The sequence below is a fragment of the Pseudomonas sp. FG36 genome (genome assembly GCF_057809275.1).
This window is the reverse complement of record NZ_JBMDJQ010000030.1, coordinates 58,975-70,379: the sequence shown is the minus strand read 5'-3', so window position 1 is coordinate 70,379 and position 11,405 is coordinate 58,975. Positions and strand designations below refer to the sequence as shown.

Genomic DNA, 11,405 nt, shown 5'->3' with positions numbered 1-11,405 from the left:
ATGCGACATGCCCCGCGATCGGCGTTATGCCAGGTCGAAACGGTCCAGCTCCATGACTTTCACCCAGGCCGCCACGAAGTCCTTGACGAACTTCTCCTTGGCATCGCTGCTGCCATACACCTCGCTCAAGGCACGCAGCTGCGCATGGGAGCCGAACACCAGGTCGACCCGGCTGGCGGTCCATTTCACCTGGCCGGTCTTGCGGTCACGGCCCTCGAACGCTTCGTTGTCCGCCGAAGTCGGTTTCCACTCCACGCCCATGTCCAGCAGGTTGCGGAAGAAGTCATTGCTGAGCACGCCGACCTTGTCGGTGAACACACCCTCCTTGCTGCCGCCATGGTTGGCGCCTAGCACCCGCAGGCCACCGATCAGCACGGCCAGTTCCGGTGCGGTGAGCGTCAGCAGCTGGGCCTTGTCCAGCAGCAATTTCTCGGCCTTGACGCTGTAGCGCGCCTTGCTGAAGTTGCGGAAACCGTCGGCCAGGGGCTCGAGCACGGCGAACGACTCGACATCGGTCTGTTCCTGCGAGGCGTCCACGCGCCCCGGGTGGAACGGCACGCTGATGTTGTGCCCGGCATCCTTGGCGGCTTTTTCCACCGCCGCGCTGCCGGCCAGCACGATCAGGTCGGCCAGGGAGATCTTGTTGCCGCCCTCGCTGCGGATCTTCTCCAGCGCTGTCAGCACCTTGTCCAGCCCCTGGTTCGCCGTCCAACCGTTCTGCGGCGCCAGGCGCAGGCGGCCGCCGTTGGCGCCGCCGCGCTTGTCGGAACCGCGGAAGGTCGAGGCCGAGGCCCAGGCGGCGGACACCAGTTCACCGACACTCAGCCCCGAAGCCAGCACCTTGGCCTTGAGCGCGGCGATATCAGCGTCGCTGGGTTGAGGCCCGGCCTTGGGCAGCGGGTCCTGCCACAGCAGCTCCTCGTTGGGCATTTCCGGCCCGAGATAGCGCGCCAGCGGGCCCATGTCGCGGTGGATCAGCTTGTACCAGGCACGGGCGAAGGCATCGGCGAGCTGGTCGGGGTTGTCCTTGAAGCGCCGGGCAATGGGCTCGTAGATCGGGTCGAAGCGCAGCGCCAGGTCAGAGGTGAGCATCGACGGCGCGTGCTTCTTGCCGGGATCATGGGCATCAGGCACGCTCCCCGCGCCCTTGCCGTCCTTCGGCCGCCACTGATGAGCGCCAGCCGGGCTCTTGGTCAATTCCCACTCGAAGTTGAACAGGTTGTTCAGGTACTCGTTGCTCCACTTCGTCGGGGTCGAGGTCCAGGTCACTTCCAGGCCGCTGGTGATGGTGTCGCCACCCTTGCCGGTACCGAACTTGTTGCTCCAGCCCAGCCCCTGCAGCTCAAGGCCCGCCGCTTCCGGCTCGGCGCCGACGTTGTCGGCGGGGCCGGCACCGTGGGTCTTGCCGAAGGCATGGCCGCCGGCGATCAGCGCCACGGTCTCTTCATCGTTCATGGCCATGCGACCGAAGGTCTCGCGTATATCCTTGCCGGAGGCGACCGGGTCGGGGTTGCCCTCCGGGCCTTCGGGGTTCACGTAGATCAGCCCCATCTGCACGGCGCCCAGCGGGTTTTCCAGGTTGCGCTCGCCGCCCAGGTCACGCCCCTGCTCTTCCGGGCGCTTGGCCGGTTCGGCGACCAGGTCGCCCTTGCCCGGTGGCTCGGCCTTGCCATAGCGAGTATCACCACCCAGCCAGACCTTCTCCGAGCCCCAGTACACGTCTTCGTCCGGTTCCCACACGTCGGCGCGGCCACCGGAGAAGCCGAAGGTCTTGAAGCCCATGGACTCCAGGGCGACGTTGCCGGTAAGCACGATCAGGTCGGCCCAGGAGATCTTGTTGCCGTACTTCTGCTTGATCGGCCACAGCAGGCGCCGGGCCTTGTCCAGGCTGACGTTGTCCGGCCAGCTGTTGAGCGGGGCGAAGCGTTGCTGGCCAGAGCCGGCGCCGCCCCGGCCATCGCCGATGCGATAGGTGCCGGCGCTGTGCCAGGCCATGCGGATGAACAGCGGGCCGTAGTGGCCGAAGTCGGCCGGCCACCAGTCCTGGGAATCGGTCATCAAGGCGCGCAGGTCTGCTTTCAATGCCTGGAAGTCGAGGCTCTTGAACGCCTTGGCGTAGTCGAAGTCCGGGTCCATGGGATCGGACTTGCTGGAGTGCTGGTGGAGGATCTTCAGGTTGAGCTGGTCAGGCCACCAGTCACGGTTGCTGGTGCCGCCACCGGCGGTCTGGTGGAACGGGCATTTCGATTCGTTCGCCATCTGCTTCTACCTTTTGGGTCGGTTCAATTCAGATTTCCGGGCGTTCTTGTAATTGCGCTGCCAGGTATTGGATCAGGCGTTCGCCAAGCGCGCCTGCCCCTCATCGGTTATGGCCGGGCACACCCGTGCGCCGGCTTTTCACGGAACCAGCAGAAAGACTAGCCGAGCTTGGGCAGAGGTCTAATAGAGGCGATATTGGAGGGTGATAGCCTGGCTCTGTCAGCCTGTGGCGCCGGCAGATCAGGATCGTCACATTGATCTGTTCAACTGGGCTCGCCCCGATGCAAAAGCATATTTGGCCGTCCTTCGCGATAGTGGCCGACCCAGCGCCAGGGACGGCGCAGTCACGGGCTTGATGGCACTTGCATAGCCAAGTGCGTGGACAACTCGGACGAAATGCGCCTCGCGCCCTTTCGTACCGCGGCAAGTGAAGGCACAATGCGTGTCCTTTTTTTGGCCGGCCTGGCCGGGGGCCTTTAAATGATCAAGACGCCGTACTACCTCATCGACAAAACCAAGCTGCTGGGCAACATGGAGAAGATCGCCTACGTGCGCGAACACTCCGGTGCCAAGGCACTGCTTGCCCTCAAGTGCTTCGCTACCTGGTCGGTATTCGACCTGATGCAGCAGTACATGGACGGCACCACCTCGTCTTCGCTGTTCGAGCTCAAGCTCGGCCGCCAGAAGTTCGCCGGCGAAACCCATGCCTACAGCGTGGCCTGGGCCGACGACGAAGTCGAAGAGATGCTCGACAACTGCGACAAGATCATCTTCAACTCCATCGGCCAGCTCGAGCGCTTTGCCGAGCAGTCCGAAGGCAAGGTGCGCGGCCTGCGTGTCAACCCGCAGGTGAGCAGCTCCGACTACCTGCTGGCCGACCCGGCGCGCCCGTTCAGCCGCCTCGGCGAGTGGGATCCAGAGAAGATTGAGAAGGTGATCGAGAAGATCTCCGGCTTCATGTTCCACAACAACTGCGAGAACGCCGACTTCGGCCTGTTCGACAAGATGCTCACGCACATCGAGGAACGTTTCGGCCACCTGCTGCACAAGGTCGAATGGGTCAGCCTCGGCGGCGGCATCCACTTCACCGGCGAAGACTACGCGGTGGACGCCTTCTGCGCGCGCCTGAAGCAGTTCGCCGAAACCTACGGCGTGCAGGTCTACCTGGAGCCGGGCGAAGCGGCCATCACCAACAGCGCTTCGCTGGAAGTGACCGTGCTCGACACCCTGTACAACGGCAAGCACCTGGCCGTGGTCGACAGCTCGATCGAAGCGCACCTGCTCGACCTGCTGATCTACCGCCTCAACGCCAAGATGGCCCCCAACGACGGCGCGCACACCTACATGGTCTGCGGCAAGTCGTGCCTGGCCGGCGACATCTTCGGCGAGTACCAATTCGACAAGCCACTGGCCATCGGTGATCGACTGTCGTTCGTCGACACGGCGGGCTACACCATGGTCAAGAAAAACTGGTTCAACGGTCTGAAAATGCCATCCATCGCGGTCAAGCAACTCGACGGCAGCGTCGAAGTGGTGCGCGAGTTCGGTTTCGAAGACTACGTTTCGAGCCTGTCGTAAGACAGGCTTTCATGAAGGAGAGCAGCTGAATTGAAGAAGAACGTTCTTATCATTGGTGCAGGAGGTGTCGCCAAGGTGGTGGCCCACAAGTGCGCACAGCATAACGACGAACTGGGTCGTATTGCGATTGCGTCACGGAACATCTCCAAATGCCAGGCCATCATCGACAGCGTCAAGGCCAAGGGTAGCCTCAAGGTTCCCGCCGACATCCAGGCCTTCTCGCTCAACGCCCTCGATGTCGAGGCGACCAAGGCACTGATCCGCGAGACCGAATCGCAGATCGTGATCAACGTTGGCTCCGCCTTCCTCAACATGTCGGTGCTGCGCGCCTGCATCGATACCGGTGTCGCTTATCTTGACACCGCCATCCACGAAGAGCCGGGCAAGATCTGCGAGACCCCGCCGTGGTACGGCAACTACGAGTGGAAACACCTCGAAGAGTGCCAACAAAAGAACATTACCGCCATTCTCGGCGTCGGCTTCGACCCGGGTGTGGTGAACAGCTACGCGAAACTCGCGCAGCAGCAGTACTTCGACCAGATCGACTCGATCGACATCCTGGACGTGAATGCCGGTTCCCACGGCAAGTACTTCGCCACCAACTTCGACCCGGAAATCAACTTCCGCGAGTTCACCGGGCAAGTCTGGAGCTGGCAGAACAGCCAGTGGACCAGCAACACCATGTTCGAGGTCAAGCGCACCGACGATCTGCCGGTGGTGGGTTCGCAGAACCTGTACCTGACCGGTCACGACGAAGTGCACTCGATCTCGAAGAACCTGAACGTGCCGAACGTGCGTTTCTGGATGAGCTTCGGCGAGCACTACATCAATGTGTTCACCGTGCTGAAGAACCTCGGCCTGCTCAGCGAGCAACCGGTGAAAACCGCCGAAGGCCTGGAAGTGGTACCGCTGAAAGTGGTCAAGGCCGTGCTGCCGGATCCGGCCTCGCTGGCCCCGGGCTACACCGGCAAGACCTGCATCGGTGACCTGGTCAAGGGCACCAAGGACGGCCAGCCGCGCGAGGTGTTCATCTACAACGTGGCCGACCACGAAGAAGCCTACGCCGAGACCGACAGCCAGGGTATTTCCTACACCGCAGGCGTGCCTCCGGTAGCCGCCGCGCTGCTGGTTGCCCGTGGCCAGTGGGATGCCGGGCGCATGGTCAACGTCGAGGAGCTGCCGGCCGAGCCGTTCCTCAAGGCGCTGGACGTCATGGGCCTGCCGACCCGCGTCAAGGATGAAAAAGGCGATCGTCCGTGGGACGCTGAAGCCTAAGCTGCACGATGAAGGGGCGCCAGATGGCGCCCCTTCTGTTTGTAGGAGCTGTCTGTGGCTGCGGGCTTGCCCCGCACCGGCAGATCGCTACTTCCTGGCCTCCAGTATCAAGTTGAACGGCGTCTGCGTCGCCCGCCGGAAGCGCCTGAATCCCGCTTCTTCGAACACCGCCCGCAGCCGAGCCTCCCCAGCCTGCGCCCCCAACCCCAGACCCACTTCCTGCGACAGTGAGTTCGGCGTGCAGATGAACGTCGAAGCCGCGTAGAACAAGCGCCCCACCGGGTTGATATTGGCATCCAGGGTATCCTCGGCGAACGGTTCCACCAGCATCACCGTGCCGTCGTCCTTGAGCGCCTGATAGGCGTGTCGTGCCGCGCCCACCGGGTCACCCATATCGTGTAAACAATCGAAGAAACACACCAGGTCCAGGTCGTGGCCGGGATAGTCCTTGGCCGACGCCTGCTGGAAGCCGACCCGCTCGGCCACGCCTGCGTCACGCGCGCGCTCGCTGGCGGTGAGCACCGAAGGGGCATGGTAGTCGTAGCCGATGAAGCGCGAGGCGGGAAACGCCTCGGCCATGACGATGGTAGAGGCGCCATGGCCGCAGCCGACATCGGCCACCTGGGCGCCTGCCTGCAGCTTTTCCACCACCCCGTCCAGTGCCGGCAGCCAATCAGCCACCAGGAACGTTCGGTAGCCGGGTCGAAAGAAGCGCTCGGTGCCACTGAACATGCATGGATGGTGATCGCCCCAGGCCAGGGCGCCATCGCCGCGCATGGCCGCCACCAGCTTGTCCTTGTCATGGAACAGTGCCGCCAGCACCGAGGCGCCGCCGGCCATGTAGACGGGCGAATCCTCCAGCGCCAACGTCATGGCCTGCTCCTCGGGCAAGGTGAACTGTCCATCGTGATGCACCAGGTAGCCCGCCGCCGCCTGGCCATTGAGCCACTCGCGTACCAGCCGCGGCTGGCAGCCGGTGCGTTCGGCCAGTGCCTCGGGCGTGACTGGCTGACTGTCGGCCATCGCCCGATACAGCCCCAGCTCATCCCCAAGGATGACATTGGCCAGCGTCGCCGCCGCGCCCATGTCGCCCACCAGCTTGCCCATGAACTCGTGAAGCCTTGCCTCGTCCATGACCTGCCCTCCTCTGCCAGAAGGCCACCGTCGGCGACGTCCGGTCCGGGAGGCGGTGGTCGGATGGATGATCGGGTCGCATCTGCAACCGACCCGGGCTTTAAGTCTAGACCCGCCTGCGCTATCTTCGCCGCGCCGCAAGCTTGCCCGCCGACGGCGGACGACCGCATTCGCGATGCCTAAAGGAACTGTCAGCATGTTTTCCAGCCGTACCCTCGTCCTCACCCTGGGCGTTGCCTTCATCATTCTCGACCAGTGGGTAAAACTGATCGCCCTGGTCGCCCTGGACAATCACAGCTATGTCTATGGCAACCAGAGCGTCTGGCTGGACCTGGCCCTGAGCCTCAACCCCGGAGCGTTCCTCAGCCTCGGCGCCGGGCTGGCTCCGTGGCTCAAGCAACTGGTGTTCGTGGTCGCCGTCGGCGTGGTGTGCGCCTGGGCCATGGTCTGGGCCTGGCGCCACTGGCAATCGGCACCGGTCAAGGCCAGCGCGGCCTGGTTCATCGCCGTGGGCGGGCTATCCAACTTGATCGACCGGGTTTTTCGCGACGGCCACGTGGTCGATTACCTCGTCCTCAACATCGGCACCCTGCACACCGGCGTGTTCAACCTGGCCGACATCGCCATCATGGCCGGCGCCACGGTGCTGGTGGTGGACGGCATTACCCGGCCGAGCAAACGCTGATCCCGCCTCGCCAATGGGCCGTGCTGTGCAAGGCGGTCGGCCCTGGGAAACTGGCCTTCGGAGCTTTACTACACAATTGTGGGAAGCCACCCACTGCCTTTCCACCATCATCGGAGCAGCAGACACGTTAGCCTTTTCGCACCTCAGTTCCAATGCATTCGAGGGTGCGACATGGACGAACGTAGACTGGCCGAACTTGCCGGTTTCAAACAGGCTGCACGCGGGCAGATTGCCCTGGAGATTGGCCCGCGCAACAACCATCTCGCCCAGTGGCTGGCCATCGAAGAAATCGACGAGCGCGCCATCACCGCGCATGAGCACTGGCATCCGCAGCAGTATGATTTCGGCTGGGAGCGTGTACTGAAATGGAAGGCTCGACGTGCCCATGCCCGCGCCCTCGACATCGCCCTGTGGCATCACGACCAGCTGGCAGGCTTGTGCTGGGCCTCACCGCAGGGCAGCAAGGAGAAGATCATGGTGCTGTACCTGCAGCGCAACCCTGATGATCGCCTGCTGACCAAAGGCCATGTCGCGCCCCTGTGCCTGAGCGGCGTACGCTTTTATGCCAGCATGCTGGGTCTGAAATGGGTCGTGGTGCGAGATCCCTTGCCTCAGGCCCGAGCAGCCTACGAGCGAGATGGTTTCACCCAGGTCAAGGGAGTTGGCCTTGCCTACAACTTGGACGCGGACTACGCTGCATTCACTCGGGAGGACGCATCGCATGACGGCAACACCTAGTGATTTTGAAGCAACCGTCGCCTACTTCAAGGCCGTTGCCGACGAGAAACTCGCGCGGCTACGCGCATCGCCCCACTACGACAGCTTTATCAGCGAAGCAGCCGTGGAGGCGTTTGCCAAAGTCGAAGGTTCCGCCTACGCGGGTCGCCCCAAGCGAGGCAAAGCCCGCGCACCAAAATGACCGAGGCCCTGCCAGCATCCGCAAGGCCTCAATCACCTGCACTCGCTCAGTTCTTGCGACTACCGACACTCTCCAACTGCTCAAGCAACGCCTTGGCCAACGCCTTGTCGGAAAACGGATTCTGCCCGGTGATCAACTCGCGATCGACCACTACATGGGGCTGCCAGGCCTGGGCATAACTCATGTCGCCTCCTGCGCCGGCCATGGCCTTGGCGGGATAGAACTGCAGGCGCTGCTCCTTGAGTGAGCCCTCGAACACCTGCTCCTCAGGGTCAGAGAAAATGGTCATGCGATAGCCCCGGTACGTCCAGTCGCTGGCCGCCGGGGTTTCGCCACGGGCGAGCGCGGCGCGGTAGGCAACCGGGTCCTGCTGCGCCGACAGCAACGTGATCGGGCCGTGGCAAATGGCGGCCGTGGGCTTGCCGGCCTGGTGGAAATGACGCAACAGGGCACCGACGTCGGGGTTGTTGGCCAGGTCGATCAGCGGCGCATGCCCCCCCGGGATGAAGATCCCGGCATAGCGGCCCATATCGCCCGCCAATACCTCCTTCACCGACAGCGTGTCGTCGATATCCGGCAGGCTGTCGACCACCTGGCGGATACGCTGCATCTCGCGGGCATCGCCGCCGAAGTACATCGGATCGATAGAGCGCTCATCGACACTCGGCGCATTGCCCTTGGGCGTCACCAGCACCAGCTTGTAGCCGGCCTTGAGCAACTGGTCGGCAGGCACGCCGAATTCGTTGAGGTAGTAACCGGTGGGGTACGGTTTGCCGTCCTTGAGCTGCAGCAGGTTCTCGCTGGACAACAGCACCAGTACCTCACCCTTCGCAGCGGCGGCAGCCTGGCCGGCCAGCAAAGTACCAGCCAGTGCCAGCGCGACGGGAGCAATCATGTTCATGGTGTCTTCCTGATCAGTTGAATGGCGCGATATCCAGCCCGTGGGCAAGCTGGACTTGAGTCGGTGCGGCCAACCAGCCGGCGCTGGCGGCGCGATAGGCCTGGTAATGGGCACTGTTGCGATGGGCCTCAACTGCGGCGGCATCGACATACAGCTCGAACAGCTCGAACGCCAGTACCTCGCCCTCGCGAACGAACAGGTCATAGCGCAGGTTGCCGGGCTCGGCGCGGGTCTGCTCCACCATCCGGCGCAAGGCCTGTTCTGTGACCTCACGGTGTTCAGGATGCGGCTGGATAGTGGCGAAGATGGCAATGGTCACGGGGCGTCTCCCTCAACAAGTTGGGCCCATCCTAACCATCGCGTTATGATTCGATAATTCGAAAGCACTTATTCCTGTGATTCATTTTATGAATATCAGCAACAAGGACCTCAACCTGCTGCACCTGTTCCAGGTGCTCTATGAAGAGCGCAATGCCTCCCATGCGGCGCAACGGCTGGCCCTCAGCCAGCCCGCCCTGAGCCACAAGCTCAACAAGCTGCGCCAGCAGTTCGGCGACCCCTTGTTCGTGCGTGCGCCGCGTGGCCTCACGCCAACGCCCAGGGCCCATGAGCTGGCGCCCCGGATACAGCAGCTGGTTGCACAGCTACAGGACTTCTACAGGGATTGCGACGGTGATGATTTTCTCTCCCGCCCGACCCAGGTGCACCTTTACAGCACCGACTACCTGGAGCAGACCCTGCTGCCCAGGCTGCTGCCAATCCTGCGCACCCAGGCACCGAACCTGACCCTGATCACCCACAACACCCAGGGCAACCTGCCACGCGAGGCGCTGGAAAAAGGCACCTGCGACCTGGCCATCGCCGGTTTCTACAACGGCTTGCCGGACACCTTCCATCAACAGCGCCTGCTCAGTGAGGACTTCGTGGTACTGGCCGCCGCCGATAACCCACACCTGACCGAGGGCATGAGCCTGGAGGCGTTCCTGGCCTGCGAGCACCTGCTGACCACACTCACCGGCGACCTCGATGGCCGGGTCGATCACGCCCTGCGGGCTATTGGTCGGCAACGTCGGGTGGTGGCCGGCCTGTCCAGTTTCATTGCCCCTACGCGCCTGGTGCGCGGCACCGACCTGCTACTCACCTGCCTGCGCTCGCTGGCCATCGAAGCGGTCGAACGCGACCCCGGCCTGCGCCTGCACGCCCTGCCCCTGGCGCTGCCCCGGGTCGAAGTGATGCAGATCTGGCACGCGCGCACCCACGCCGACCCCTTGCGTCGCTGGTTCCGGCAACAGGTGTGGGAGGTGGCGCAGCAGGTCACTGCACCAGCTGGTTGATCTCGATGATCAGCATCAGCACCGCCAGCCACCGTCGGCGTGCACATGTCCACTGAAACTCTCGGGCGGCCCGACGGGTCACAGCCAGTGCATGCAACAAGGATCACACCTTCAAGGAGACTGGACATGCCCTACCCCATGACATTCACACCCCCCTTCCGCCTGCTGGCCCTGGCCGGCGCCCTGCTGGCCTGCGCCTCTTTGGCCAACGCCGACGACGTGCTGCTGGTCGGCAACAAGGCCGACGCCAGCGTGTCGGCCCTGGACACTGGCAGTGGCCAGGAAATGATCCGTCTGCCGGTAGGCACCGGCCCCCACGAGGTGGTGGTCAGTGGCAATGGCCTGCTGGCCGTGGTTGGCAATTACGGCGCGCAAGGCACGGCGAACAACAGCCTGAGCGTGATCGACTGGCCGACCCGGACGGTCGTGCGCACCATCGACCTGGGCGAAGACGCCCGCCCCCATGGCATTCGCTTCCTGCCCGACAGCCAGCGTGTGGTGGTCACCACCGAAGCCAGCGAACGTTTGCTGGTGGTCGACCTGGCCCAAGGTAAAGTGCTCGACCGGATAGACGTCGGTGGCGGCAAGCCGCACATGGTCGCGCTGTCACCCGGTGCCGACCGCGCCTACGTCAGCCATGTCGAGAGCGGCACGCTGTCGGTGGTCGACCTGCTGCACAAAAAGAAAATCGCCGAGATCCCCACGGGCGCCGGCAGCGAAGGCGTGGCGGTAACCCCCAGCGGCACCCAGGTATGGGTCAGCAACCGCGACGGCAACGAAGTGGTCATCGTCGATAGCAAGCGCCTGGAAGTCACCGACCGTATCCGCACCGGCCTGTTCCCGATCCGCGTCGCGATGACCCCGGATGGCAAGTATGCACTCGTCACCTGCGCCAAGTCGGCGGAACTGGCGGTGATCGATGTGGTGGCCAAGAAAGAGATCAAGCGCATCGGCCTGGCGCGCGAAGGCGCCGAATACCGCCGTACGATGCTCGGCGAAGAGGCGCTGCCAATTGGCGCGGTGGTCTCGCCGGATGGCAAGCGGGTCTATGTGGCGATCAGCGGCGGCGATGAGGTCGCGGTGATCAGCACAGCCAACTGGACCGAGAAGGCTCGCTGGAAAGCCGGCCCCGAGCCGGACGCCCTGGCGATCGTGGTGCAGCCGAAGGAAGAGAGCTGAGCACCGCAAAGGCGCCTCGCGGGAGGCGCCTTTGCTCCACTGGCCTTGGCTGAATGGAAGCAACCGGCCAAGATCCGCCTCCTCTTGCGTTCACAGCTCAACCTTCCTTCTTGATACTGGTTCCGCCAACAAGGTGTGGGA

Annotated in this window: 11 protein-coding genes; 7 read left to right on the top strand and 4 right to left on the bottom strand. The window is 63.6% G+C overall.

Features of this window, described 5'->3' with window-relative positions; all coding sequences use genetic code 11:
* Nucleotides 1-24: 24 nt before the first annotated feature.
* Nucleotides 25-2,259, bottom strand: a complete 2,235-nt coding sequence (katG, locus tag ACODS9_RS20515; RefSeq protein ID WP_489094620.1) for a catalase/peroxidase HPI — start codon at nucleotides 2,257-2,259, stop codon at nucleotides 25-27.
* A gap of 480 nt (nucleotides 2,260-2,739) precedes the next feature.
* Between katG and ACODS9_RS20510 the strand changes: the two genes are divergently transcribed.
* On the top strand, nucleotides 2,740-3,837 hold the full coding sequence (locus tag ACODS9_RS20510; RefSeq protein WP_489094619.1) for a carboxynorspermidine decarboxylase: 1,098 nt from the start codon (nucleotides 2,740-2,742) through the stop codon (nucleotides 3,835-3,837).
* 30 nt (nucleotides 3,838-3,867) lie between these two features.
* The gene (locus tag ACODS9_RS20505) at nucleotides 3,868-5,112 is read left to right on the top strand and encodes a saccharopine dehydrogenase family protein (protein ID WP_038705903.1); all 1,245 of its coding nucleotides are present in this window, start codon (nucleotides 3,868-3,870) and stop codon (nucleotides 5,110-5,112) included.
* An 87-nt stretch (nucleotides 5,113-5,199) separates the two neighbouring features.
* Here the strand turns inward: ACODS9_RS20505 and ACODS9_RS20500 are convergent, their stop codons facing one another.
* Nucleotides 5,200-6,246, bottom strand: coding sequence for a class I SAM-dependent methyltransferase (locus tag ACODS9_RS20500; protein WP_401110549.1), 1,047 nt, complete (start codon nucleotides 6,244-6,246; stop codon nucleotides 5,200-5,202).
* A 196-nt stretch (nucleotides 6,247-6,442) separates the two neighbouring features.
* Between ACODS9_RS20500 and ACODS9_RS20495 the strand changes: the two genes are divergently transcribed.
* The 3 genes from ACODS9_RS20495 to ACODS9_RS20485 all read left to right on the top strand — a co-directional run bounded on the left by ACODS9_RS20495 (nucleotide 6,443) and on the right by ACODS9_RS20485 (nucleotide 7,850).
* The gene (locus ACODS9_RS20495; RefSeq protein WP_401110552.1) at nucleotides 6,443-6,931 is read left to right on the top strand and encodes a signal peptidase II; all 489 of its coding nucleotides are present in this window, start codon (nucleotides 6,443-6,445) and stop codon (nucleotides 6,929-6,931) included.
* Nucleotides 6,932-7,102: 171 nt separating this feature from the next.
* Nucleotides 7,103-7,669 (top strand): hypothetical protein, encoded by a 567-nt coding sequence (locus ACODS9_RS20490; RefSeq protein WP_489094618.1) that lies wholly within the window; start codon nucleotides 7,103-7,105, stop codon nucleotides 7,667-7,669.
* Complete coding sequence (locus ACODS9_RS20485) at nucleotides 7,653-7,850, top strand: hypothetical protein (protein ID WP_489094617.1); 198 nt, start codon at nucleotides 7,653-7,655, stop codon at nucleotides 7,848-7,850. Before ACODS9_RS20490 ends, ACODS9_RS20485 begins: the two co-directional genes overlap by 17 nt.
* 46 nt (nucleotides 7,851-7,896) lie before the next feature.
* On the opposite strand, the gene ACODS9_RS20480 is transcribed toward ACODS9_RS20485, so the two are convergent.
* Together ACODS9_RS20480 and ACODS9_RS20475 are read right to left on the bottom strand one after the other, a co-directional pair.
* Complete coding sequence (locus ACODS9_RS20480; RefSeq protein WP_489094616.1) at nucleotides 7,897-8,751, bottom strand: type 1 glutamine amidotransferase domain-containing protein; 855 nt, start codon at nucleotides 8,749-8,751, stop codon at nucleotides 7,897-7,899.
* 13 nt (nucleotides 8,752-8,764) lie between these two features.
* A complete protein-coding gene (locus tag ACODS9_RS20475) occupies nucleotides 8,765-9,070 on the bottom strand; it encodes a putative quinol monooxygenase (protein ID WP_367856319.1) in 306 nt (101 codons plus the stop codon).
* A gap of 88 nt (nucleotides 9,071-9,158) precedes the next feature.
* Here ACODS9_RS20475 and ACODS9_RS20470 point away from each other — a divergent pair, with 88 nt between their 5' ends.
* Together ACODS9_RS20470 and ACODS9_RS20465 are read left to right on the top strand one after the other, a co-directional pair.
* A complete protein-coding gene (locus tag ACODS9_RS20470) occupies nucleotides 9,159-10,085 on the top strand; it encodes a LysR family transcriptional regulator (RefSeq protein ID WP_489094615.1) in 927 nt (308 codons plus the stop codon).
* Nucleotides 10,086-10,211: 126 nt separating this feature from the next.
* On the top strand, nucleotides 10,212-11,264 hold the full coding sequence (locus tag ACODS9_RS20465) for a YVTN family beta-propeller repeat protein (RefSeq protein ID WP_489094614.1): 1,053 nt from the start codon (nucleotides 10,212-10,214) through the stop codon (nucleotides 11,262-11,264).
* Nucleotides 11,265-11,405: the final 141 nt, after the last annotated feature.